The sequence below is a fragment of the Chryseobacterium foetidum genome (genome assembly GCF_025457425.1).
In the GTDB taxonomy this organism is placed as follows: domain Bacteria; phylum Bacteroidota; class Bacteroidia; order Flavobacteriales; family Weeksellaceae; genus Chryseobacterium; species Chryseobacterium foetidum.
Window position 1 is genome coordinate 256,835 of record NZ_JAMXIA010000001.1, and the last position, 25,433, is coordinate 282,267.

27 protein-coding genes, 1 tRNA gene and 1 pseudogene are annotated in these 25,433 nt (G+C 35.8%); 17 read left to right on the forward strand and 12 right to left on the reverse strand.

Annotation, left to right across the window (positions count from 1 at the left end; genetic code table 11):
* Positions 1-730: 730 nt before the first annotated feature.
* Positions 731-2,182: an OmpA family protein gene (locus NG809_RS01150; protein WP_262147310.1), complete on the forward strand. Its 1,452-nt coding sequence runs from the start codon at positions 731-733 to the stop codon at positions 2,180-2,182.
* 280 nt (positions 2,183-2,462) lie between these two features.
* On the opposite strand, the gene NG809_RS01155 is transcribed toward NG809_RS01150, so the two are convergent.
* Positions 2,463-2,771, reverse strand: coding sequence for a hypothetical protein (locus NG809_RS01155; RefSeq protein WP_262147312.1), 309 nt, complete (start codon positions 2,769-2,771; stop codon positions 2,463-2,465).
* Positions 2,772-2,954: 183 nt separating this feature from the next.
* On the opposite strand from NG809_RS01155, the gene NG809_RS01160 reads away from it, so the two are divergent.
* Both NG809_RS01160 and NG809_RS01165 read left to right on the forward strand, forming a co-directional pair.
* Positions 2,955-3,398 (forward strand): ferritin-like domain-containing protein, encoded by a 444-nt coding sequence (locus tag NG809_RS01160; protein WP_262147314.1) that lies wholly within the window; start codon positions 2,955-2,957, stop codon positions 3,396-3,398.
* Between the two features lie 266 nt (positions 3,399-3,664).
* Positions 3,665-4,336 carry a hypothetical protein gene (locus NG809_RS01165; protein WP_262147316.1) on the forward strand — a complete coding sequence of 224 codons (672 nt, stop codon included), beginning with the start codon at positions 3,665-3,667 and terminating at the stop codon, positions 4,334-4,336.
* A gap of 7 nt (positions 4,337-4,343) precedes the next feature.
* On the opposite strand, the gene NG809_RS01170 is transcribed toward NG809_RS01165, so the two are convergent.
* The 8 genes from NG809_RS01170 to NG809_RS01205 form a co-directional block, all read right to left on the reverse strand.
* On the reverse strand, positions 4,344-4,997 hold the full coding sequence (locus tag NG809_RS01170; RefSeq protein ID WP_262147319.1) for a MarR family winged helix-turn-helix transcriptional regulator: 654 nt from the start codon (positions 4,995-4,997) through the stop codon (positions 4,344-4,346).
* A gap of 40 nt (positions 4,998-5,037) precedes the next feature.
* Positions 5,038-5,736 carry an SDR family NAD(P)-dependent oxidoreductase gene (locus tag NG809_RS01175; protein WP_262147321.1) on the reverse strand — a complete coding sequence of 233 codons (699 nt, stop codon included), beginning with the start codon at positions 5,734-5,736 and terminating at the stop codon, positions 5,038-5,040.
* Between the two features lie 84 nt (positions 5,737-5,820).
* Positions 5,821-6,102 (reverse strand): TIGR03643 family protein, encoded by a 282-nt coding sequence (locus NG809_RS01180; protein WP_262147322.1) that lies wholly within the window; start codon positions 6,100-6,102, stop codon positions 5,821-5,823.
* Positions 6,102-7,580, reverse strand: a complete 1,479-nt coding sequence (locus tag NG809_RS01185) for a cryptochrome/photolyase family protein (RefSeq protein ID WP_262147323.1) — start codon at positions 7,578-7,580, stop codon at positions 6,102-6,104. Before NG809_RS01185 ends, NG809_RS01180 begins: the two co-directional genes overlap by 1 nt.
* Positions 7,568-8,866, reverse strand: coding sequence for a DASH family cryptochrome (locus NG809_RS01190; protein ID WP_262147325.1), 1,299 nt, complete (start codon positions 8,864-8,866; stop codon positions 7,568-7,570). The genes NG809_RS01185 and NG809_RS01190 overlap by 13 nt, the downstream gene beginning before the upstream one ends.
* Positions 8,818-8,973, reverse strand: a complete 156-nt coding sequence (locus NG809_RS01195) for a DUF2256 domain-containing protein (protein WP_262147327.1) — start codon at positions 8,971-8,973, stop codon at positions 8,818-8,820. Before NG809_RS01195 ends, NG809_RS01190 begins: the two co-directional genes overlap by 49 nt.
* Positions 8,974-10,290: an ABC1 kinase family protein gene (locus tag NG809_RS01200; protein WP_262147328.1), complete on the reverse strand. Its 1,317-nt coding sequence runs from the start codon at positions 10,288-10,290 to the stop codon at positions 8,974-8,976.
* On the reverse strand, positions 10,291-10,950 hold the full coding sequence (locus NG809_RS01205; RefSeq protein ID WP_262147330.1) for a TetR family transcriptional regulator C-terminal domain-containing protein: 660 nt from the start codon (positions 10,948-10,950) through the stop codon (positions 10,291-10,293).
* A 462-nt stretch (positions 10,951-11,412) separates the two neighbouring features.
* On the opposite strand from NG809_RS01205, the gene NG809_RS01210 reads away from it, so the two are divergent.
* The 7 genes and pseudogenes from NG809_RS01210 (at position 11,413) to NG809_RS01240 (ending at position 17,267) form a co-directional block, all read left to right on the forward strand.
* Positions 11,413-12,564 (forward strand): ABC transporter ATP-binding protein, encoded by a 1,152-nt coding sequence (locus NG809_RS01210; RefSeq protein WP_262147332.1) that lies wholly within the window; start codon positions 11,413-11,415, stop codon positions 12,562-12,564.
* 22 nt (positions 12,565-12,586) lie between these two features.
* Entirely contained in the window at positions 12,587-14,500 is a 1,914-nt protein-coding gene (locus tag NG809_RS01215) for a hypothetical protein (protein ID WP_262147334.1), read from the forward strand.
* A 296-nt stretch (positions 14,501-14,796) separates the two neighbouring features.
* Entirely contained in the window at positions 14,797-15,402 is a 606-nt protein-coding gene (locus tag NG809_RS01220; protein ID WP_262147335.1) for a DUF2911 domain-containing protein, read from the forward strand.
* A gap of 18 nt (positions 15,403-15,420) precedes the next feature.
* Complete coding sequence (locus NG809_RS01225; RefSeq protein ID WP_262147336.1) at positions 15,421-15,975, forward strand: GNAT family N-acetyltransferase; 555 nt, start codon at positions 15,421-15,423, stop codon at positions 15,973-15,975.
* A gap of 173 nt (positions 15,976-16,148) precedes the next feature.
* Positions 16,149-16,518, forward strand: a pseudogene (locus NG809_RS01230) (cupin domain-containing protein).
* Between the two features lies 1 nt (position 16,519).
* Entirely contained in the window at positions 16,520-16,747 is a 228-nt protein-coding gene (locus NG809_RS01235; RefSeq protein ID WP_262147337.1) for a hypothetical protein, read from the forward strand.
* Between the two features lie 142 nt (positions 16,748-16,889).
* Positions 16,890-17,267 (forward strand): PEGA domain-containing protein, encoded by a 378-nt coding sequence (locus NG809_RS01240; protein WP_262147339.1) that lies wholly within the window; start codon positions 16,890-16,892, stop codon positions 17,265-17,267.
* A 40-nt stretch (positions 17,268-17,307) separates the two neighbouring features.
* Here the strand turns inward: NG809_RS01240 and NG809_RS01245 are convergent, their stop codons facing one another.
* The 3 genes from NG809_RS01245 to NG809_RS01255 all read right to left on the reverse strand — a co-directional run bounded on the left by NG809_RS01245 (position 17,308) and on the right by NG809_RS01255 (position 19,736).
* Positions 17,308-18,051 carry a dienelactone hydrolase family protein gene (locus NG809_RS01245; RefSeq protein WP_262147342.1) on the reverse strand — a complete coding sequence of 248 codons (744 nt, stop codon included), beginning with the start codon at positions 18,049-18,051 and terminating at the stop codon, positions 17,308-17,310.
* Positions 18,052-18,112: 61 nt separating this feature from the next.
* Positions 18,113-19,147 (reverse strand): hypothetical protein, encoded by a 1,035-nt coding sequence (locus tag NG809_RS01250; RefSeq protein ID WP_262147344.1) that lies wholly within the window; start codon positions 19,145-19,147, stop codon positions 18,113-18,115.
* A gap of 160 nt (positions 19,148-19,307) precedes the next feature.
* On the reverse strand, positions 19,308-19,736 hold the full coding sequence (locus NG809_RS01255) for a type I restriction enzyme HsdR N-terminal domain-containing protein (protein ID WP_262147346.1): 429 nt from the start codon (positions 19,734-19,736) through the stop codon (positions 19,308-19,310).
* A gap of 7 nt (positions 19,737-19,743) precedes the next feature.
* Between NG809_RS01255 and holA the strand changes: the two genes are divergently transcribed.
* From holA to NG809_RS01290, 7 genes are all read left to right on the forward strand, one after another.
* Positions 19,744-20,781 (forward strand): DNA polymerase III subunit delta, encoded by a 1,038-nt coding sequence (holA, locus tag NG809_RS01260; protein WP_262147348.1) that lies wholly within the window; start codon positions 19,744-19,746, stop codon positions 20,779-20,781.
* A gap of 275 nt (positions 20,782-21,056) precedes the next feature.
* Entirely contained in the window at positions 21,057-22,172 is a 1,116-nt protein-coding gene (locus NG809_RS01265) for a hypothetical protein (protein WP_262147350.1), read from the forward strand.
* A 105-nt stretch (positions 22,173-22,277) separates the two neighbouring features.
* The gene (trxB, locus tag NG809_RS01270) at positions 22,278-23,219 is read left to right on the forward strand and encodes a thioredoxin-disulfide reductase (protein ID WP_262147352.1); all 942 of its coding nucleotides are present in this window, start codon (positions 22,278-22,280) and stop codon (positions 23,217-23,219) included.
* Between the two features lie 51 nt (positions 23,220-23,270).
* Positions 23,271-23,639 (forward strand): fluoride efflux transporter CrcB, encoded by a 369-nt coding sequence (gene crcB, locus NG809_RS01275; RefSeq protein WP_262147355.1) that lies wholly within the window; start codon positions 23,271-23,273, stop codon positions 23,637-23,639.
* 142 nt (positions 23,640-23,781) lie between these two features.
* Positions 23,782-23,866 (forward strand) — tRNA-Ser (locus NG809_RS01280).
* 87 nt (positions 23,867-23,953) lie between these two features.
* Positions 23,954-24,511: a C40 family peptidase gene (locus NG809_RS01285; protein WP_262147357.1), complete on the forward strand. Its 558-nt coding sequence runs from the start codon at positions 23,954-23,956 to the stop codon at positions 24,509-24,511.
* Between the two features lie 109 nt (positions 24,512-24,620).
* Positions 24,621-25,433, forward strand: coding sequence for a 2,3,4,5-tetrahydropyridine-2,6-dicarboxylate N-succinyltransferase (locus tag NG809_RS01290; RefSeq protein ID WP_262147358.1), 813 nt, complete (start codon positions 24,621-24,623; stop codon positions 25,431-25,433).

The following is a 25,433-nucleotide window of genomic DNA, read 5'->3' on the forward strand; positions in this document are numbered from 1 at the left end:
TTTTGTAAAGTGGCAGAGATTAATTTTACATAATTAAAGCATAAATTTTTCACAATGCTGTACATGTTACATTTAAATAACGAGTTTCAGCATCATACAGCAATTCTTTACAGTATAGATTTTTGGAGTTTTGTACTTAAAAAAATTCCTGGAAGAGTGAATTTATGAATTTGATGATCAGAAATAGCTGTGGAAATTTTATGGAAGTTCTTATATTAAGTAAAAAGGTAAGGTTAAATATCCATTGAAATCTTTGAAATTGTAAATGCGAAATATTCAAAATTAATGTTTATTTTGTACAGTAGGAAAGATGAATAATTTTAGATTAAATTCTACAATCTATCTTATACAGAGAGTTTTTTTAAAATTTTCTGCTAATTTCAAATTAAATTTAAACCAAAACTCAGCTTAAAAATTACAAAATCAAGAATTAGATATTCAGAGAAATAATTTTTTTTAAAAAAAAATATTTTTTTTCTGATTTAAATGAATCTAAGTTCATACTTTGACTTTCAGTAAATTACAACTTCAAATTTGGATTTCAATATTAACCAAAAAAAAAATCTGCATTTCAAAAGCCTTTTTTACGATAAGAGTGGTACGCTAATTGAAAGGAACAAGGCACATATGTAAACGGCACCGGTTGGTGTCTTCAAAAATTCGTCTTCGGGACTTTTGTATGGTCTTCAGAATTTTTCAGATTAGTTTTTAATCAATAATTTAATATAGTATGAAATCAAAATTAGCTATTCTATCGCTGGCAATGGCGATACCTGCCACTTTGTGTGCACAGGAAAACATTTCTCAGGATTCTTTGTCAGAATATCCAAACACTTTCAGTTCAGGATCTGCCAATGTATCTCCTTTTACACAATCTTCAAAGAGATTCAATGATTGGTCTATTTCTGCCGGTGCAGGTGTACCATTAATGCAGTCTGCAGATTTAACTTCCATCAAAAACGGAAACGGAAAAAATCTCTTCGGATATTCTGCTTATGTAAGTATTAATAAAGCGATTACGCATGCATTTGGAATTAATCTTCAGTATGACAGAGGAGAGACGCGTCAGGGTTTTTTCAATACTAAGGATGCAGCTCCAGCCAACGCCTCATCAACTCTGCAGGTTGGTGCAAGAACGCAGTACGATGCACTCTCAATTTTAGGAGACATTAACCTGTCAAATCTTTTAAGAAGAGTGGATAATAAATCTCCTTACAGATGGGCATTACACGCTTACGGAGGTGTAGGAACCTTAGCTTACCGTGCGTACCAAAAAGATGAAAACGGACAGAGATTAATGAATGAGATCAAACCTTTTAAGTTGAGTTCATTATTCGGACAGGCGGGTGCAGGTCTTAAATATAAATTAAGCAACAGGCTTGATCTTGAAGGAAGAGTAATGTATGTGGTAAGTACAGATGACCAGTTTGACGGTGGCGGCGAACCATACAGTGCGATCAATAAAAGAGAAGATCAGGTTTCTGATAACTTCATTAATGCAACATTGGGTCTTACACTTAATTTAGGAAAACATGATTCTCACTTGATGTGGCATGATCCGATGCAGGAAATTTACTACAAACTGGATGTACTTGCAGAGAAAAATCAGGACATTACTGTTTGCCAGAAAGGCGATATGGACGGTGACGGTGTTTGCGATGACTGGGACAGACAGCTTGATACTCCACCCGGAGCGAGAGTTGATGGTGCCGGTGTTGCTTTAGACGTTGATCTTGACGGCGTAATTGACCTTTACGATAAATGTGTAACTGTTCCGGGACCTGTAGAAAATAACGGTTGCCCAATTGAAGGACAGGGGACAGTTTCTGAAAATGAAACAAAGCTTGACGGAATTGAATTTGATCTGAATTCTGACAGAATTTTACCATCAAACACTCCAATTCTGAACAATGCTGTGAGCTATATTAACTCTTCTGAGGGTGGTTTCACTGTTGTGGGAGCTACAGATACCAGAGGTTCTGATGCCTACAACAAAAACCTTTCTGAAAAAAGAGCAGGAAACGTAAAATCTTACCTTATTAAAAATGGAGTTCAGTCTTCAAAGCTTGAATCTGTTGGAAACGGAAAAACTGATCTTAAATATCCGGAGTGTGATCCAGCATCAAAATGCCCGGAATGGAAGAACAGAGCAAATAGAAGAGTGTATTTTAAAGCAAAATAAATATTGTTAACTTCTAATTTCTTTGGCTGTCACAGTTTTGTGGCAGCTTTTTTTATTAAAATTTAAATCTTTCGGAGCAAAACATATTTTTGTTTTATTACCGGAGTTTTACGAATCTTTTTTAAACAAACACTCCGAAGCAATAGACTCCGGAGTGTTTTTAATTAAAGCTTAAGCTCAAGTTTTCAGTTATTCAAAAATAAAAATTCCCAGAAATTTATGTCTATGATTATAGTCACTACAAATAAAATTCAGTATTTATTATATTTAGATCAAACAGTTATCTTGGATAAACTTCCCAAATGACGCCATTACCAATCACCCCTGAGTTATCGGAAATTTCGAAATCCATTCCTGTATATAATTTACTTAAAAAAGATTCAGCATTTACCAAAGTGACATCAACCGCCACAGAATCTCCTGCGAAAATAAGTTCAGGATCCTCAAAATTCTGACTTCCAATATAAGTCTGCAACTCAAAAGGAAACTGAAATGATGCACGAAATCCCGTTGAAACCGGGTTTACAATACCTCCTTTTTCGGTCAGATTATAATGAATGAGTGCTTTGAAGTGTGAAGGTTTTTTCATATAAAGCAAAAGTAGAAAAATAACGGCACTGCCCCAAAAATTTAAATGCAGATCTGACAGACATTGATTTCAAAAATTTTTTTGTAAAATTTTAAATTGTCTTTTTAAAAAGCACTTTCACAAATCAGATCATGCAATGGTACAGCACTTGCAGAAACAATAGCACAACCAATCAAAAATATTATGACAAACAAAGAAACCGTTTCAGTACTGAATGATTTGCTGAACATTACAATGGACCGCATCAAAGGATTCAACAAAGTAGAAGAGAAGGTGTGGGACACGCATTCTTATCTGAAAAACGACTACGAAGAAATGGTGGCAGAATCTGAGCAGATGAAAAATGACCTCATCACCTGCATCACTGAGCACGGAGGAGAATATGACGATTCACCAACCGTTTCCGGAACCGTTCACAGAGCGTGGATTGATGTGAAAAATGCATTCACACCCAACAACGCAGAATCTACCCTTGAAAATGTGGTGTTTGGAGAAAAATCTGCAATCGCTGCGTATCAGGAAGCTTTGCAAAGTGATCAACTATCTCCGGAAAGTATTTTACTGGTTCAGGATCAGCATCAGAAACTGCAGAATTCTTTTGCGAAATTTCAGAGTCTTGAAAACTGATCAGACAGAATTTGCTGACAAAAATTTAGCCTTAATCCTGGTTGCATGGCAGTCAGGATTATTAGTTGAGATCAGATATACTTAAAAAACGGATTTGAATTATATTATTTTTTATTCAATTTTAAGTGAAATAATATTATTTAATCACAATTTTGCTATATTAAGAAGATATAATTTATCAGACATAATTTGTTTTAGTATTTTTAATAAAAGAAAGTTATAAAAGTTTCTTACTAAGCCTCTTTTTTCAATTAAAATTTCAGATAATGCCGATCAATCAATTACCTCCGGACGGAGGAATGTTATATGCAGAAACCGATATGGCTCAGCTTTTCCCTGAGCCGCTGAATGCCATCACTGCATTATTTTTTTTAATTATAGCAGTCTTTTGGACAGTTAAAATAAAAGATAATTATAAAGCGCATCCGTTCTTGACATACTGTTTGATCTTACTGTACATTGGTGCTGTCGGCGGAACAATTTATCACTCATTCAGACAATGGCCGGTATTTATTGCAATGGACTGGATGCCGATTATGTTGCTTTGCCTATCTGCCGGATTTTATTTTATAGCCAAGAGCACCAGGTGGTATTTTGCTGTTTTGATGCTACTCGTTTATATTTTCCTCATGTACGCTCTACGAAACTGGATATTGTTTGAAAATAAATCTCTTTTCATCAACATCAATTATGCGATGATGGCTTCATTTGTATTGTTCTCAGTATTAAAATATCTTATTTACACTCAATGGAAAGCCGGTAGATGGGTAGGTTTTGCTCTGCTGTCGTTTGCATTGGCGCTGACATTTCGTGTGGCTGACAAATGGGATTTGTTCAGCTTTGGAACACACTTTCTATGGCATACTTTCGGGGCAATTGCGACATTCTGTATGTTTAATTATATTAATCTTACAATGAAAAGTACAAAAGCTGCATAATGTAGATTTATGATTCGACAAATATCGTTTGCAGTTCTGCGATATCCGAACCTTTATGAGCAGAATAGAGATGTGCATGAAACTCATTGAGTTTTTTCAAAATTGTAAGAAATTCTGATTTTTCTTCGGTACTCAGTCTTCCCGAAAGCAGTTCAGATGTCATATTTACTTTATTCACAGACTTCTGAAAGGTCTCTTCTCCCAGCTTTGTAAGATTCAGTCTTTTGCTGCGTTTATCGTTTTCGTCATTTTGTTCTTCTAAAAATCCTGCTTCCAAAAGTCTTTTGATAATCTGCGTTCCGGTCTGTTTTTCATGACCGTTTTTCTCAATCAACTGAATTTTAGTTAAAAACGGTTCATCTTTAAGGCGATACAGATATGTGAATTCCTCATTGGCTAAATCAGGAAACTGGCTTAAACCCTTTCTGATCAGTAATTTAGAATAACGACTGAGCAAAAGCACCTGTTTGCAAATCTCATTTTCTGTAAATGAAACCTGATGATTCTCATTTTTAAATAACTTCGTCGGGCTTTCTTCTGTATATTTTTTAGCATTCAGCCACATCCGGAAGTCTTCTACATCGGAATTGGGCTTAAAGGCAGAAGAGTTTTCAAATTCTTTCACCTGATGAAGCAAATCAATAATAAAGTCAGTTTTCATGATTGTATTTTAAACAAAGATAAATGATTAGTATTTTAAATCAAAGCTTGATACTTCCCATTCCACCGTCGATACCAATAATCTGACCTGTGATCCACAATGCGTTTTCAGACAGTAAAAATTCCGCCATTTTTGCCATTTCGTCAGCATTTCCTACTCTTTGCAAAGGATGTCTTTTACCGGAAGATTCTCTCTTTTCAGGTGTAGATAAAAGTTGTGAAGCCAGATTGGTATCAGTTAAAGAAGGAGCAATACAGTTGACCCTGATTTTTTGTGCAGAAAATTCTGCCGCCAGACTTTTAGTTAAACCTTCCACAGCACTTTTACTTGCAGAAATAGAGGCGTGAAAAGGCATTCCCAACTTTGCAGCAACCGAACTGAAAAGAACGATTGATGCACTTTCAGATTTTTTAAGAGCCGGAAGTAATTTCTGAATAATTTTTACAGCGCCCAAAACATTGATTTCAAAATCATTTTTAAAATCATCTGGTGAAAGTCTGTTGAAAGGTTTTAGATTGATGCTTCCGGGCGAGTAGATTAACCCATCGACTACCTCAGGAAAATCAATTTCATCCAGATTTCCGGAAAGAATATCCAGCTCGTGAAAATCGATATTTAGACTATCAACCTCAGGATGATGACTTCTTGAAATTCCTGTAACCTGATTTTTATCTGAAAGAAGTTTTGCAGTGGCAAACCCAATACCTTGCCCGCAACCGATGATTACTACGTTTTTCATATTTTAATTTTTGTTGAATATTGTGTTGTAATAAATGCACAAATGGAATTTTTTAAACTCTCCAAAGAGAGATTCGTGGTTTTTTTAACGCTTCGAAACTTTATTATGACTTATTGCGCGTTGTCTGGTAAATTTAAACCTGTCAATGTCAGGATTTCTCTTCATCAGATGTTTCTGACTAACACCGGAATTCACTCTTTTCCTCCACAATTTAAAGCTTGAAATTTTAAGCTCAGTCCGCATGATTTCAATAACTTCCGATTCGGTTACACCAAACTGAAATTTGATAGCTTCAAAAGGAGTTCTGTCTTCCCACGCCATTTCAATAATGCGGTCTGTCTGTTCAGTATTAAAATTTTTCATCATCATTTTAAATTTTTAATGGTTTGTTTTGCCAGTTGTAAATGTTCTGCTTTTTTCTCATCTGTCATTTTATCAAACGTCCGGATCATCATTCCCAGTCTTGGATTTTTGATGAAAAATTCGCAGTTATCACTGACGAAATTCCAAAATAAGGCATCCCACTTTTCAGACCAGTCTCCATCTGAATAATTGCTCATCTTTCTGATGTAATTGCTGCCGCTGATGTACGGTTTTGTGCTCATTTTTCCGCCATCCGAAAAGCTGCTCATTCCATACACATTCGGAACCATCACCCAATCGTAGGAATCAATAAACATTTCCATAAACCACTGGTAAACGTCATCAGGTTTTAGATTTAAAAGATTCATAAATCCTGCAAGAATCATCAGTCTTTCGATGTGATGCGCATATCCTGTTTCCAGAATTTTTAAAATTGTACTGTCAACGGGCTTAATTCCTGTTTTTCCTGTATAAAATGATTCCGGAAGAGAATTTTTATGCTTCCAGTAATTTTTATTTCTCTGAAAAGTTCCCTGATAAAGATAAACTCCCCGAACAAACTCGCGCCATCCTAAAATCTGTCTGACGAATCCTTCCAGCGAATTTATAGGAATATCGAAATCCTGAGCATAATTTATCGCTTTTTCTAAAACAAAATCAGGCGTCAGAAGTCCGACATTGAGCAGGGGAGAGAGCACACTGTGGTGTAGGAAATGTTCACGTTCCACAATGCTGTCTTCGTAAATTCCAAAATCGGCAAAACGTATTTCCAAAAACTGATCAAGCCATTTTTCTGCGTCTTCGAAAGTGAGCGGATAGAGTTGATAGGTAGTCAGATTCCCATAGTTCTCACTAAAATACTTTTCAGTATAAACTTTCGCTTCTTCATAATGATCTGAGTTTTCGGGGAAAATAATGGATGGTGTTTTCTTATTTTTAGGATATTTCTTACGGTTTTCTGTGTCGTAAGTCCACTTTCCACCCAAAGGTTTTCCCGCTTTCATCAGAATATTTCGGGAAATTCTCTGCTGTTTGTAAAAGTCGGTTTGGTGATAAAATTCTTTTCCTTCAAAATATTCCTTCAGATCATCTTTTGTGTTAATGAATATGGGATTATCTAAAATTCTGAGTTTTAGTTTCGTTTTCTGTATTCTTTTTTCCAGCCAGTTGTCGCAAACGTCTGTGATTAAAATTTCGCTGAAACCTTCATTTTCCAAATGAGAAATTAATTTCTGAACGTCAGATAATTCTTCATTGCTGTCAATATAATTTACTTTAAAACCTGCATCCTGCAAATAACTTTCGTAAAACTTCATACCTGCTCTGTGAAAAGCGATTTTCTGTTTATGAAATTCATATTGTCTGAAAAACAGAAATTCCTCAACCAAAAAAACAGGCTGATTTTTATCTAAATAATCGGTATCTTTCAAAAGCTGATGCGGAAAGATGAGTTGCGCAACCAAGGTTTTTACTTTAGCCATAAATTTCTGAATTGGTGATCATTATCGTACTGTTCCGCCTGTTTTTCAGGATTAAATGTTCTGCTTCTGGGATCGTTCCCTACGCCTGAGACATACATCCAGTTACCATAATTGCTGTGAACATCATAATCTATGAGCATTTCTTCAAAATAGGCGGCTCCAATGCGCCAATCCTGATTGAGAATTCTACAGAAATAGGATGCTGCATTTTGCCTTCCACGGTTGCTCATCCATCCTGTGTTTTTTATTTCGAGCATATTGGCGTTGATGAAATCAGATTTTGATTCACCTTCAGACCAGTTATCAACTAAATTTTGATTGGTTTCGAAAGGATAGTTTTTAGATAAAATTCCGTCCTCCTGAAAAATTTTGTTTCCATGCTGAATCGAAACATATTTAAAAAAGTCTCTCCACAACAACTCAAAAACCAGCCAGTAAGTGGAATCGTTGCTCCCAAATTCTGCCTCGTACTTTTTAATTTCATGGAAAACAGTTACAGCAGATAAACTTCCGTTGGCAAGCCATGCAGAAAATTTGCTGCTGTAATCCGAACCAGTCATACCGTTTCGGGTTTCTTTATAAATACTGAGATTTTCAGTCTCAAAAAAATAATTATTTAATCTCTTTATAGCTTCAGTTTCCCCACCGGAAAAGGGAAATGCTGTAAAGGGATGCTTTTCAAAATCATCAAAACCTAATGTTTTTAAATCAATATCATCTCCTTTAATTGTAATTTCAGACTGCAGATTTTTTCCAACTCTATTTGATAAAAATTCTTCCCTGACTTCAAACTTCTTTTCAGTTTTCTGTCTGAAAACCGTGAAATGTACAGGGATTTTTTCCATTTGATGAAAGACAAACTCAGGTTGCAAAAGCAGCTGTGAACAGGATTTAAACCAAATAGTATCCGGCAAAACCGATTTTATCTGCTGTTGTAAATCACTTTCTTCCGTTGTCCAGTCATCCTGACAAAAAATGGCATTGATTTCGTAATGTTCAGAAATTTCAAGAAAAATATCTTTTGTTTTTCCAGACTTTTTCAAAAAAGGAATTTTAATCTGATTTAAATTTCTTTCCAGATCCAAAACCGTTTCAAGAAGAAATTTAGCCCTGAATTTTCCGATTTTTCTGAATCCAAACTGCTTCTGAACAAAGAAATCGCTGTCAAAAATGTACAGTGCAAGAAAAGGCAAATTCTCCTGCTGAACTTTAAAAAGTGACTCGTTATCTCTGATTCTTAAATCTTTTGTAAACCAGAGGATGTTGATTTTTTGTTTTTCCGGCATTTTTCGCTGCAGTATTTTACTTCGTCCCAGTTTTTCTTCCATTTTTTACGCCAGTTAAATGAAAGTCCGCAGACTTCACACATTTTTGATGGTAAGTTGGCGGGCATCTATTTAACAAAATTTTTATAATGACTGATCACAATATCTTTCGCTTTTAAATCGTGCATCATGTTATACAATCCAAAAAAAGTTCTGTTCAGATAGATAAAATGTTTTGAGCCCCTGTTGGCATTCATTCCTTTCATATCACTCAGTTTGGCGTATCGTTGACCAAGATCTGCAATCTCCTGAAAGAAACCTTCATCCGAAAAATCAAAAATTTCACGATTGAAAGGTCTGGTGAAAAGCTCCAGCAACTCATAAAAAAGTTTGCTGAAAAATTCCTGTTCTTTTTCTGTATCATCATCCCTTAGAATTTCCAGCTGATAAAGTTTCTGTCTGAAAATCTCAGGATTCTTAAGATTTTCTTCTTTTGCCAATTCAAAATAAGGCTGGTAAAAATCTTCAGGAATTTCCTTTACGCATCCAAAATCGATAACGAGTAATTCGTTCGTGTCCGAAATCAAAAAGTTGCCTGGATGCGGATCAGCGTGCACCTGCTTTAAAATATGCATTTGGTACATATAAAAATCCCACAGGGTCTGGCCAATTTTATTGAGATTTTCCTGAGAATTATTCAGTTTTGTAAATTCGGAAAAATGTTTTCCGCTCATCCAGTCCATCGTGATGATTTTTTCACAGGATAAATCCGGATAGTACTTTGGAAATTTCAAGTTTGGAAGATGACTGCAATCTGCAGAAATCTGCTGACTTCTTTTTAGTTCCAGATTATAATCTGTTTCTTCAAAAAGTTTATTTTCCACTTCCTGAAAATAAGATTCTGAGCCTTCTTTTTTAATGTTAAACATTTTAATGGCAATTGGTTTTACCATTTTCAGATCGCTGGAAATACTTTCCCGAACGCCCGGATACTGAATCTTGACTGCCAAATCTTTTCCTTCTTTTTTTGCTCTGTGAACCTGACCAATACTTGCCGCGTTCACAGATTCGGCAGAAAACTGATCAAACATCGCCTCCGGATTTTTCCCGAAGTATTTTCTGAAAGTCTTCTTCACCAAAGCCCCGGAAAGTGGAGGAACTGAAAACTGTGAAAGAGAAAATTTCTCAACATACGCCTGCGGAAGAATATTTTTCTCCATGCTCAACATTTGAGCTACCTTCAGAGCAGAACCTTTCAGTTCTTTTAACGAATCGTAAATATCTGTGGCATTGTCTTCATTAAGAATCTGTCTTGCCTCTTTTTCGTCTTTGGAGATTTTATTTCCATAGTATTTGATGTAGTTGACACCGATTTTTGCTCCGGCTTTCAGTAAAGTGCCCGTGCGTTCTATTTTTCCGGTTGGTATTTTATTAAGTGTCTTCATTTAGTTTTTTTTGAATTTTTCTTTAAATAAAAACTTACCGAGGTCAGCCAGTTTTCTTAACGGCTCATTATCCATTAATTCAAATCCTGTATCAATGGTTTTTTCGATATAGATGTCGGTTTTTTCGAAAGCGGGGGAGGTGTCTTTCTTCCAAAACTCAATTGCAGAAACCAAATGCAGCCATAGCGCTTCCTCACGTGCTTTCTGATGGGCATTTTTAATATCCTCTTTAGCTTTTTCAATGATTTCCCAATCTTTAAAATCCAGCGTTCTGACGTATTCACGATGAATTTCCTTCAGCTGGCCGGAGATTCTTGCAGCGTGCATTTTGTTATTTCCCAAAATCATCAGAACCAAAGAACGGTTCATTGTAAGATTTTCGAAAAATATATAGTAAACATTCAGAAGTTTTTCCTTTGGGCTGATATCCTGCGCCATATTAACTTCATCCGCAAGTTGCACCGATTTTTCAAAAAGACTGACCAGTATTTGTTTCTCAATCTGTTCAAAATCTGCAAAATAATCATAGAAGTCTTTTTCTTCAAACTCATTGTCTTTGGCAAACCGGTAGATGTTCAACGGTCTTTTTCCGTGATTTAGAATGTAGTCGCCGTATAATTCAAATATTTTTTCTTCTGTGATCTGATTTTCTTTTTCCATAAAATAAATTTTCTGTAACAAATTTAGTAAAATAGTTTACTAAATATTTAAAACCAGTATAATATTTAAGTATCGCTATTATTCACATTGCCTATTGCATGGTTATGGATATCAAGTTAGTAACTCACTTAAATTAAGTTTAAAAAACTAAATGAAGAATAATACTATATGCAACATTTGAAGAGAGAGAAAGCACATGAAGTTTGAATAGCGATATACAGAAATCATAAATTTATCAGAATACATTGTAAGACAGATTTACAAATGCGTTTTGATATGATTGACTTGCTTACAGTACATTTATTTAGGATCAGTCGATGAATTGACCGCTTATAGCTTAACGCATTCTTATACAACAATTTAGTATTAAATTGAGTCAAATATAATCATTAAATTTTTCTCTATAAATTGATATATTTTGCTTTTAAATTTTAGTTATATTCGTCTGATTAATTTAGCCAAATGACGAAACATCAACAGCGCGTGAACGAAGTTCAGCATTTTTTTGACAATAAAGATACCGTTCTCGGGTTCAGAAAACTGCTCGATTGTGCCATGGATACTCAAAACATGGAGATTTACAGGGAAGCCATCGAACTGACAGACTGGAAAGAAAAGTTCCCGACCTATACCGAAGAACTGATTGAAAAATCGAGAATTCTTCTCACAAAAATCGAAAAAATTCCTGTGCAGGAACATGTGAGGGAAAAATCTGTGCTTCGGGCAAGAAATATTCTGAAATCCTACGGCAGCAACCGGTTTTCTCTCGGTCCGGTTTCCATGGAAATCAACAAAGGTCAGGTTTATGGTTTGGTAGGAGAGAACGGAAATGGGAAAACAACCTTGCTGAGAATTTTAGCCAAAGAAATTTCCTTTAACGAAGGCGAACTGAACTACTCATTTAATCAGGCGCCCAAAGATGATTTTGATCTTTGTACCAAGCTGGTTTACATTCCACAGCGAACTGAAAAATGGTACGGAAGTTTGAAGGATAATTTGAAATTTGTCCTGTCAAATTACGGAGTAAAACCTGAAGAAAACGAGACCCGAACACTGATGATGATTGCCCGCCTCGGACTGTGGAATTACAAGCATCTGAAGTGGAGCGAACTGTCATCGGGTTACAAAATGCGCTTCGAACTCGCCAGAACATTGCTCAGACAGCCGGAAATTCTGCTTTTGGATGAACCGCTGGCAAACCTTGATGTGTTGGCTCAGCAGGTGATTCTGGAAGATTTAAAATCGATTGCAAATTCTGTTAATAATCCTATCGCTTTGATTTTGAGCTCGCAGCAGCTGTATGAGGTAGAAAAAGTTTCAGATAAAGTGATCTTCCTGAAAAATGGTCAGTACAAAGACAATTCTGAACTGAATAATGCCGAAAATGACGGTTTAATTATCGAAATTGATACCCCAAGTTCGAGAGAAAGTCTGCTGGAAGTTTTCAATGCTTTCCAACTTGAAAAACTGAATTTTAACGGTGGTGTTTATGTCGCATATTTCTCTGCAGATACCGAGTTTTATGATGTAATGTCAGCGTTGGGAAATGCCAGAACCGAAATTGTTTACATCCGGAATATTTCATCTTCCACAAGAAGGTTTTTCGTCAATTAATTCCTCATTAATTTAAATTACAATGCAAAAAATCAATAAATTCAATCAGTTTCTGCTCGAAAAATATCCGACGGTCTGGAATACCAAAATTGTGTGGATGCTTTCGGCGGGAATTGTCGTTCATATCTTATTTTTCATCATCGGTTATCTTTCACACATCAACCCGATGTCTCTGCAAACATCGAACGTTACAGACGATTACTTCCGTGACGGGATTATTCTGATTCATCTGATTATTTCCATTCTGATGATTGTCGGATGGCTGATTATGATGTTTAGAAACAATGCTTTCAAGAATTTTTATCCTAATTCAAAAGAAAAACTGTTCCTGCAGTTTGTTCAGTATTTTGTAATTATTTTTGTCTGCACTACTTTTTACTTTTCGTACATGGTGGGTTTCAGGACGTTTATCAACAGTAAATATCCCGATGCCGAGATGAAACAGAACATCGAAACCATCAATCTTGGAAACGCTTTTTTAAGTCAGAATTTAGAACTGTACACGTTAGACAACCGTCTTTCGCCAAAGCAGTTTTATGATTTGTACTGCGAGACAGATATTAAGAAAATTGACCGTACCAAAAAATATCATGTTTATTACAACAGGGTTTATCAGTTCAATTCTGTGTATTCAAAAACTTCATATAAAAAAGACAAGTACAACGAATTTATTGTTCCCGAGCCTGAAAATTCCCAAAAGAAAGGCATCGTTTATTCTCAGAGAGACGGCAATAAATCTGAAACTTTCTTCTTTAAAAAAGAAGTTGTGGATGTTTCATTTGATATCAAATCTGAAGGCCTCAGCTTCTATAACTTTTCTGATTTGTTCTATGAAAACGGAAATAACGGCGGCAGCCGCGCCTACACAGGATATTACGATGAAGACAATTCCACATTTCACAATCTTGAAATAAAAAAGAAAAAGGCTGAAGTCAACAGAAAAACTGCTGAACTTTTAAATAAAAAAAGTCCTGCCGAAATCGAAAAACTTCTGTCGCAGTTTCTGAAAGTCTCCAACAAATTCGCCATCGAAAACAATCTGGATGCCAAGCAGTGGACGAAGATGGTGTACAATCCGTCAGAATTTAACGTTCGGTATTTTATCAAAAAATACAAACCCAGCATCGGGCAGGAGTGTGATCCCAACAATCCTCCAGCTTACGATTACGATAGTGAAACCGCTGTAACAATAGATTCTACGGTAAGTGCCGTAAATGCCGATGCTGCAATTGTGGATGAAAACGGAAGGATTGTAAATGACAGTATTTTGATCAGAGATTTTAATCCCGAAATCAGTTCGCAAATCTCTCCGGAAGATTATTTCAAAAAAAATACAACAGATTATTACTACTACACCGACAATCTGAAGGAGTTTTTAGAAAGCGTTGACGACGTAAAATCGTATGATTTTTTCTCTCAGAATATTCACATTTATCTTTGGATTGCATTTTTTCTGTCGACCTTTATTTTCAGTTTCAGAATAACAGGTTTGAAATCATTGTTGTTCAGTGTCATTTCTGCCGGACTTTTGGCTTTAGCTGTCACGCTGATTACAGTTTTATATGCCGTTTCAGTTTCAGGAAAGGAAGAGTTTTTTGTGGCTTACATGGTTCTGTTCATCTCGGTTTTCATCCTTTCCATCCCGATTTTTGCGATGAATAAATTCAACAAACTCATCACCTCCATCTTTGTGAATGTATCAATGAACGGTTTTGTACTTTTTGTATTTCTACTCTTCGGAATCGTCACCATTCATCAGAAAGCCGCTTGTCGCGAGATGGTTTACAATTCTGCGCAAAGTGCTGCTTACGAAGGTTGCCAATCCATCATAGATTCTTTAGGATTAGGTTTAAGCTATATCATCCTGATTTGTGGATTTATCTTTATATTTTTCTATACAAAGATTTTACTGAAGTGGAAGGCCAGACCGGAATAATTTTTTAAAATTAAATCTAAACCTCGTAAGTTTCTTATGAGGTTTTTTTGGACTATAAATGAATTTCAATGAACAGCAGTATAATTTTTATGGCGCCTTTTCCGCCCTCCATTCCCGCTTTTTTGTGCCAGCGCGCTTCCCCCTGCTTACAAAAAGAGCTCCATTCAGGTCGGGGCGTGCGGGATTCAACTTTTGAAATGTTGGTAATATGATCAGACAGATTTTAACAAATTTTATCATCCACAAAAACCAAAATCTGACATCCATTTCGTAATTTTAGCAAAATTTAAAATAAAGTGAAAAAGTTATTATTTGCCGTTTGCATTTCGGCTTCGGCTTTCAGTTTTGCACAGGATTATTCGGTACCGGCAGCGAGCCCGCGTCAGAAAGTGGAGCAGCAGTTTTCTATGTCTAAAATCACAATTGATTACGGAAGACCAGGCGTGAAAGGTAGAAAGATCTTTGGCGAACTGGTTCCTTACGGACAGGTTTGGAGAGCGGGCGCAAACTCATCTACAAAAATTACATTCGGTCAGGCAGTGAATTTCGGAGGGAAAATGGTGCCTGCAGGAACGTACGGTTTGTTCATTGTACCGACAGAAAAAGACTGGAAAGTGATTTTGAATAAAGATTTCCAACAGTGGGGAGCTTACACTTACGACGCTAAAAACGATGTGGTGGATGTAACTGTACCTGTGAATAAATTGGCAGACAAACAGGAATGGTTTGAAATTACCATCAATCCAACTGACGAAAACTCAGGGAATTTAGTGATCAAATGGGATATGGCTCAGGCTGAAGTCGCTTTGAAACCTGCAAAACCAGATGCAGTAACAAAAATCGCAGAGAAATTGAAGGAAATCAAAAAGATAGAAGCAGACGCTGCGAAAGCAAAAAGTTAGGATTTAAATCTATTATCAATGAATTTTTCAATTCAACCTGAATTAGAAAACGATGAATATCAGTTAATCCCCTTACAGCAAGGGGATTTTGAATTGTTGTATGAAGTTGCATCCAACCCGAAAGTCTGGGAACAACATCCAAATAAAGACCGTTACAAAAGAGAAGTTTTTGAAAACTTTTTTAAAGGTGCAATCGAAAGTAAAGGTGCTTTTAAAATTGTTGAAAAATCAACCGGAAATATTCTCGGAAGCACGAGGTTTTATGATTATGATGAATCTGAAAACAGTATTTTCATCGGCTACACTTTCTATGGAACTGATTCGTGGGGAAAAGGCATCAATCCACAGATTAAAAAACTGATGATGGATTACATTTTTCAGTTTGTCGATAAAGTGTATTTCCATATCGGAAAAGAAAACTTGCGTTCGCAAATTGCTTTGGAAAGACTTGGCGGACAAAAGATCGCTGAAGAAGAAATTGCCTATTTCGGTGAACCTGCACGAACTAATTTTGTCTACGAAATTAAAAAAAAAATCATTTTAGTTGAATTAATTTCACGCAGATTTTGCTGATGGAGCAGATTTAAATAGTGTAAAAAAACTGTAAGTTCGGATTAATCAACAAATACTGATGTGTCCTTAAAAAATGCTTGTACACTTTTATAAGTGAAAAGGCTTTGTGAAACTTAAAGCATTCGAAGATTAAAAAAACTTTGTGCACTTTGTGTTCAAAATCAAAAAATGTTATGAAAAAATATAAAATCCAGAAATCCCCTGTTGTCGTTCCTACCACTGACGGCAAAACTGATAGAAGAACATTGGGGAAATTCCACCCAAACGCCCGACATTTCTATTGCCCACATGGTGGCGCCGCCGAACTGGAGCGAACCACATCAGACTCCCGAATTTGATGAATTTACGGTCATTATTTCCGGCAAAAAGAAATTCGAAATCGATGGCGAAGAAGTGATTTTAGAGAAAGGTCAGAGTATGATGATCGAAAAAGGAGCGAGAGTACGGTACAGCAATCCGTTTGCGGAAACCTGCGAATACATCGCGATCTGTCTGCCTGCTTTTTCGATGGAATTGGTTAACAGAGAACAGGAAAATAATTAATATGGGATTACAAATATGTCCGAAATGTAAGGAACAGTCATTCACATGGTTTATTGGCGGGAAATTTCCTCTGCCAACGTGGAGCTGTTTTGATTGTGATTACGAAGCAAAAGAAGTGGAGAGCGATAAGCAAACCTGCGAAAACTGTGGTGATACTGCAAAAATCAAATTAAAAGATAAGGAAAAAGAATATAGTTGGTGTTCAAATTGCAACACTGTAACTGAATAATAAGAAAACCGAAAGATAGAGATTAGACTATTTATCAATGTTTTAAAATATATTTTAACAACCTTATAAGTTAGTTTTAACTTCAACTTAAATCTTAATTTCATGAATTATTTCAGTAAGTTTGCCGCACTAAAATATATACATGAAACAAATTTTATCTTATGGATTAATGCTGTCTTTGGCAATTTCCACAACGTCGTGCGCGACTATTCTTACGGGTACAAAAGACAAGATTTCTTTTACTTCAACACCGGAAGGTGCAAAAGTTTTTCATAAAGGTGTTGAAAAATGTACAACGCCTTGCGAAACAGAAATCCCAAGATCTTTGAGCAAGCAGACTGTCACTTTTGCAAAAGAAGGTTATGCATCTCAGGAAGTGAAGCTTACGAAAACTTTCAACGCAGTTTCATTAGTTAACATTCTTATTGGTGGAGCAATCGGAGTGGGAATTGATGCAGCAACGGGTTCTTTAACCAAATATTCGCCAAAATCTGTCACCGCAGAGTTGGTGACAAAGTAGAAAAAAAGCAGTGTAGAACTTAACTACACTGCTTTTTAATTTATTTCAAAATTTCCTTCAGAAACATCAAGCTATGATTCCATGCCCTTTTAGCCATCACAGGATTGTAATCTGCTGACTTCGGGTCAGTAAAAGTGTGTTTTGAATTGGCATACGTAATAATTTGCCAATCTGCTTTGCCATCATTCATTTCTTTAACCAGATTGTTATAGTCTTCAGGCGTCACTCCTTTATCTTCTGCAGGATTTTCTACTAAAATTTTAGTTGAAATCAAATCATTCGGTCTCGACTGGTCTTTACCAATACTCCCGTGAATGGAAACTACGCCTACAACAGGCATTTTCCCTCTTGCCGCTTCCAAAGCTCCGGTTCCACCAAAACAGTAACCTATAACGGCAATTTTCTCAGGAATGGCACCGTTCTTCTTTAACTCTTCCAAAGCCAGAGAAATTCTCTTCTGATAAGCCTGAAAATCTTTTTTATAAAAACCCGCCGTTTTAGCAGCAGAAGCATTGTCTGTAGGAATATTTCCTTCACCATAGATATCAGCGATAAATGCTACGTAACCTTCTTTTTCTAAATCTGCAGCTGCGGTTTTCGCTTCATCATCAATACCTTTCCAGGCGGGAAGAATGAGAACTCCGGGAAGTTTTTTTCCTGCATTTGAAGTAACTAAACCATTGAGTTTTTGTGAGCCGTCCTGATAGGAAACTTTTTTAAGATTCTGACTGAAAACTGTTGCTGAAGTGAGTAGAAGTATGGACGAAAATAATAAATGTTTCATATATAAATTTTTAAGTGAATAATTACACATTGCGTATGCAAATGTTACGCTAAAAAATATCCTATCTGTTTAAATTTTCACTGGTAATCAGTTTGTCAATCGCTGCATTGAAATTCGCTTTTGTAATTCCAGAGACTTTTTCCAGTATTTTAAAGTAATTGTCCTGATTTTCACCGTCAAATTTCCCACAGTTTAAAAGTTCTAATACACCATTGAATCCTTTTTCTTTTTCAATTTTTTTAATGATCAGTGCATTAATAAGATTTTCAAGGTAAAGTGGGGTTGAAGGGAGGCTAAAATTTTCTTTAGTACCGTAAAGCGACAGCCAATCTGTTTTTTGAGAAACTGGATAAGCGTTTTTAAAATGAATCCATATCTGTTCCCATTTATAAAAAGGAGATCCATCGTTGATATATGAATAGCCTTCCAAAACAGGCACATACAGATTCTTTATTGGGTATTTCTCAGTAATCCTCGCTTTCCAGAGGCTGGCAAAAGAAAAATCATCCAGCGTTCCTTTTTCTGTAGCAACAATCATGGTACTTTGAGTATTATCTCTTGCCAATTCCACTCCCAGAAAAAAATTATTTGGAGATTTATCCCGTTTATAATCAATTCCCAGCATTTCGTAAGCATTGAAAATACCATCGACACAATACACTTTAGTGGGAATTTTCTGTTCTTTTAAAGTTAAACTCAATTGATTGTTTTTCGCAATAAAATCTCTCAGATTTTTTTCATCAATCTCCTTCTCAGAATAAAAACTGTAATTTTCAAAGGTTTTCAATTTCCAGTGGGTCAAATTGTTCTTTATTATTGACGACACAATATATTTACTGTTAATTTCCAATATTGTGATTTGAATTTTTGCTACAGAATTTTTTATCTCCTTGTCCTCGTAATAGCAGTTCAGATGTATTGTGAAATTATTTTTGTTACCCGATTCAACAGATGTAACCTCGTACATCAGTGTGTATATGGTGCTGAATACTTTGCTGTTCTGTAGTTTTCTAAGTTCATTCAGAAACAGCCATGTTTCCAATTTATTTTCAGGATTTACAATCGTTAAGTCTTCATTTTTGATACTTTTCTCCAAAAAAAATTGATTTACTACATCAATTATTTTTTTTCTTTTCAAAGGATCTTCTACGACGTTAAAATGGTTATTAATTAAAACCCTCGACTGTGAAAAGGTAAATACCTGGAACATTAAAAATGAAAAAAGAATTACATTTCGGATCATCACTTGTTGGGATTTAAGATTTATAGAAAGTATAATTTCCCTCTTCGAATTTCGCATTAATATGCTGCAAACCATTCGTCAAAACAATTTCAGACGCCCCGATGATGGAGTTGTATCTTGCGGTCTGTTCGAAAGTTTTTTGTGTTAATTTAATTTGCGGTGCTTTGCACTCGATCAGAATTTTAGGCTGTGCTTTTTCTGTAATTAAGAGGTCAATTCTCTTGGTCAAACCATTCAGCACAATCTTTTTTTCTGTGATTAAAGCTGATGTAGAGTACGATTTCACCGTAAGATAATAATGAATCCAGTGCTGGCGAACCCATTCTTCAGGCGTGAGCAAAAGGTAAGTTTTGCGCACCAAGTCATAGATAAAAAACTTATCTTTGTCTTTCTTGAATTTAAAATCAAAAGTTTCCTGAAAATTCAGTTTTGGAAGTTCCATTTATACGATGAAAGAATTAGATTTAATCCTCAAAAATATTAAAAATAAAGAAGTTTTACCGATTTATTTTTTCCACGGAGAAGAACCTTACTTTATTGATATTGCTGTAAAAGCCCTCGAACACGACTTTCTAAGCGAAGACGAAAAGGCATTCAACCAAACTGTAGTCTACGGAAAAGACACCACATACCCCGAAATTCTTTCTCTTGCCAGACAGTTTCCAATGATGGGCGACAAACAGGTGATCATTGTAAAAGAAGCTCAGGATCTGAGAATGGCAGAGGTGGACACCAATGCTCTGGAAGCCTATTTCGAAAATCCCGTACCATCAACGGTTCTCGTTTTTGCCCACAAACACAAGAAATTAGACAGCCGTAAAAAAGTAACCAAACTTCTGGACAAAGGGAAATTTTTATTCCTCAGCGAGTCGGTCAAAGATTTTAATCTTGCCAAATGGATCGCCGATGAATGTATCAGACTTAAAATAAAAACCGCGCCCAACATTTCTCATCTCCTTGCAGAATATCTCGGAAACGACCTTTCCAGAATCGCCAACGAACTGGGAAAACTCAAAATTATTTTGAAAGAAGGTGAAGTTTTAGACGGCACTCTGGTAGAAAACCACATCGGAATTTCCAAGGAATACAATGTTTTCGAACTGCAGAAAGCTTTAGGTTCAAAAAACGTTGATGCAGCGATGAAAATTGCGTATTACATGGGCAAAAATCCAAAAAATAACCCGTTTGTAATGATGTTGGCGAGCCTGTACAATTATTTTTCAAACGTCATTATCTACAACACAATGCTAGGGCAGTCGCCACAGTCTATTGCTTCTCAAATGGGCATCAATCCTTATTTTGTGAAAGATTTTGCCGAAGCTGCAAGGTTTTATCCGCTGAAACATGCGACAAGAGTTATTTCTACTTTAAGGGAATTTGACATGAAAGGAAAAGGTCTGGGAGCTGTGAATATGGATGATGCAGAGCTCATCAAGGAACTGGTGTACAAGATTATTAATATTGACAAGATAAAAACGAAAGTGTAAAGGTGAATTGTTAAATGTAAATTGTCAATTTTCCTTTGTAAGTGAATTTTTTTTGGGCGACAATTTGACTGTATTGAAAGTCAATTTTATTTTTTATTATGGCGACAAATTCCGCCCTTAATTTATCCTGAGCTTGTCGAAGGATTCCCGCTTTTTTGTGCCACCGCATTTTCCTTGGCTTACAAAAAGAGCTCCACTCAGGTCGGGTCGCAAATTGTTTTTAACAATAACTTTTTAGTCAATAATCACTGTTGTTTTCATACAAAGATTTTAGAATGAAGAATTTTTTTGCAATCATATTCGTTTTACTTTTTCAGTTTTCTTATTCTCAATCCAAAATAAAATCAATATCGCCTTCTGTCGACCGGAAAGATTCTTTAAACATTCAAATTATTGAAACGCTTGGGAAGTTTTTAGAAACACAAAGTTCAAAATTTTGGCTGGAATCTGATATTAAAACGTTTAAATTTCGCTATCATGAGCTTATTGACATAGAAAGTGGAAAAATGGGAAGTAATTTTTATCGACCCTCATTAATGGAAATTATTTCTACTGGCGAAGACGGTAAAAAAATTGTGAAAGTAGCATATATCGGTTACAATGAAGAAACAGAAACAGAATCAAATCTGATCAAAGCAATTTACAACATGATTGCAGTAAAAATTGACGGCAAAATTTTCTTCAGTAAATACATTAATTATGTAACAAAAGATTGGCGAATCAAAAAAGAGGATAATTTAACGTACTACATTTCACCCTCGAAAAATTTCAGTCTTGAGGAAGTTGAAGAACAAAAAGCAGACATTAAGCTTCTTTCAGAGTTTTTTGGAGTTGAGAAGTTTCCGATATCTTATTACTCCGCAGTTTCACCGGAAGAAGTATTTAAATTAAAAGGATTTGATTATCATCCCATGATGTATACAAGCGACTCTGGCGGATTTGCAGAAGATTATAATGTCATCATATCGGGAAATAATTCGGAATATTACACGCATGAAGTGGTTCATCTATATACTTCTAAACTTTTCCCAGGAATAAATTCTTATTTCGATGAAGGAATTGCTACTTACTTTGGCGGAAGCGGAAAATTTGATTACCAATGGCAAAAAGGAAAACTGAAGAAATTCCTCACAGAAAATCCTGATTTTGATGTTTTGAAGCATCTTAATGTTTATGAAAGTATGTATTTTGAGAAAGAAACTCCGATTCCTTACGTGGTTTCAGCGGTTTTATGTGAAATGATCATTGCGAAATTTGGTAAAGAAAAACTTTTTTCGGTTTTCAAAAACGGAACTTCGCTTGAGGAAAGTTTTAAAATTTTTAATTTAAATAAAAACAATATCAATTCTGAATTAAAGAAGTTTTTAAAATCTATAGAAAAGCATAATTGATTCATCGACTTTTAACATATTAAATATTGACAACTATCATTAAATTTTCTTTAATAAAACATTAAAAATTCCGACATTAGCACCCTTGAAAATGACAAATAAATTATGGAGCAAAATATTTTAGATTGTGTGATCGTAGGATCAGGACCTTCTGGTTTTACCGCAGCAATTTATGCGGCAAGAGCAGACCTTAAACCCGAACTTTACACCGGTTTGGAGCCAGGTGGACAATTGACAACTACTACGGAAGTTGATAACTTTCCAGGATATCCTGCAGGAATTACAGGTCCTGAAATGATGATGGATTTGCAGAAACAGGCAGAGAGATTTGACACAAAAGTGCATTACGAAATGATTACCAAAGCTGAATTCTCAAAAGAAGTTGGCGGTATTCACAAATTATACGCCGGAAACAAAGAAATTTTAGCAAAATCTGTGATTATTTCTACCGGAGCTACAGCAAAATATTTAGGTTTAGACGACGAAAAAAAATACAACGGTGGAGGAGTATCCGCATGTGCAACCTGCGACGGATTTTTCTACAGAGGAAAAGATGTAGTTGTAGTAGGAGCGGGAGATACCGCAGCGGAAGAAGCTACCTATCTTGCTAAATTGGTGAATAAAGTGACCATGTTGGTAAGAAAAGACGAGTTCAGAGCTTCGAAAGCGATGATCCACAGAGTAGAAAATACACCGAATATCGAAGTGAAATTCCATCACGAATTAATAGGAATTGAAGGTGAAAATAATTTAGTGGAAAGAGCAGTGGTCATCAACAACCAGACTCAGGAAAAATCTACAGTAGACGTTCACGGAATTTTCATCGCTATCGGACATAAGCCGAATACAGATATTTTTGTCGGACAAATCGATTTAGACGAAAACGGATATATCGCTACTGAAAAAGGTTCTACAAGAACCAATCTTCCGGGCGTATTTGCTGCAGGAGATGTTCAGGATCACATCTACAGACAGGCAATTACAGCGGCAGGAAGCGGTTGTATGGCGGCTATGGATGCTGAAAAGTATCTTGCCGAATTGAATTAATTTTAATTACAAAATACGAAGCGCACCTCTTGGGTGCGTTTCTTTTTTAACATGAAAAATCTGTTTTTCATCTTTCTCGGTGGCGGAGTTGGTAGCATTGCACGTTATCTGATGTCGTTTTACACCCAAAAACTTTGGACGGTTAACTCATTTCCGATGGGAACTTTTGTAGTTAACATTGCGGGATGTCTTTTGATTGGTTTTTTAACTTCCTATTTCCTGAAAGCCGATCATTACCTCAAATATTTTTTGATTACAGGATTTTGTGGTGGCTTTACAACGTTCTCAGCATTTTCAGTGGAAAATTATTCACTATGGCAGAATCAGGAATATACAACTTTGTTTCTCTATGTTTTTCTGAGTCTGATCCTGGGCTTTGGAGCAGTGATTCTTGGTATGAAAACGCAGGAATTAATTTAAGTTGAGCTAAATCAAAAATTAATTAATCTGATTTTTAACTGATTAATAATTAAACCTGAATTTTATTTAAATAATATTTTGTCAGAATTGAAAAACACTCTATATTTGCACCACTGAAAACAACGATACAATCGGAGTTTAAGGAGAAATGGCAGAGTGGTCGATTGCGATAGTCTTGAAAACTATTGACTGTAACAGGTCCGGGGGTTCGAATCCCTCTTTCTCCGCAGAAAAGCATCGTATTTTACGGTGCTTTTTTTATTTTTACAAAAACAAAATTATTATCTTTGATGAGTTTTTGGTAAGTATTGAAAATGAAACAAAATTTCCTTTTAAAAATCATCATTCTTTCTTTTGTCGCCACACTGCTGACAATTTCCTGTGGAAGCTCAAAAAGTGCCGCATCCAAAAGCAAATCTTCTACAAAATCAATTTCGAAAACAGAAAATCTCAGAAAACTAGATTCAGATTTTGACGGTAAGATATCATCATCAGCAAGAAGAATCATTAAAGATGCTGAAAACTATCTGGGAAGTCCCTACAAGTTTGGCGGCAATAGTTCATCAGGATTTGACTGCTCCGGACTAACCACGAAAGTTTTTGATGAAAACGGTTTAAAACTTCCAAGAAGATCTGCTGATCAGGCAGATTTCGGAAAAAAAATTAATATTTCGGATACAAAACCCGGAGATCTTCTGTTTTTTGCAACTGCGGGTGGATCAAAAGTTTCTCACGTAGGAATCGTTCACACTATAGAAAGCGATGGTGAAATAAAATTTATCCATGCATCAACATCAAAAGGGGTTATAATTTCTTCCTTAAATGAAAAATACTGGAACAAAGCTTACCTGCACGCACAACGCGTTTTATAAGCAACTTTTATTTTTTGCACAACATATTTTAGCCAAAATTCATACGTATATTTTAGCATAAAACTTTTGTATCTTTGAACTCATTATTTTAACAAAATTCAAATAAAAAATGTCATTACAACAAACTATCGAAAACATCTGGGACAACAGAGAATTACTACAAAATGAAGACAGCCAAAAGGCAATCAGAGAGGTTATTTCTTTGGTTGATAAAGGCGAGCTTCGTACCGCAGAACCTACTGAAAACGGATGGCAGGTAAATGAATGGGTAAAGAAAGCTGTTGTAATGTATTTCCCAATTCAAAAAATGGAAACTATTGAAGTTGGACCATTTGAATTTCACGATAAAATGCCTTTGAAAAGAAACTATGCGGAAAAAGGAGTGAGAGTTGTACCACACGCGATCGCAAGGGAAGGAGCTTACATAGCATCAGGAGTTATTTTAATGCCGTCTTACGTAAATATCGGTGCTTACGTGGACTCAGGAACAATGGTTGATACATGGGCGACTGTTGGAAGTTGTGCACAGATCGGTAAAAACGTTCACCTGAGTGGTGGTGTAGGTATTGGTGGAGTTTTGGAGCCACTTCAGGCTGCACCTGTCATCATTGAAGACGATTGTTTTATCGGCTCAAGATGTATCGTTGTAGAAGGCGTTCACGTTGAAAGGGAAGCAGTTTTGGGAGCTAATGTAGTCTTGACAGCTTCAACCAAAATTATTGATGTTACAGGAGAAACTCCTGTTGAAATTAAAGGAAGAGTTCCTGCACGTTCAGTGGTAATTCCGGGAAGTTATACAAAACAATATCCAGCGGGAGAATATCAGGTTCCATGTGCTTTGATTATTGGTCAGAGAAAGGAATCCACAGATAAAAAAACTTCTCTTAATGATGCTTTGAGAGAGAATAACGTAGCTGTTTAA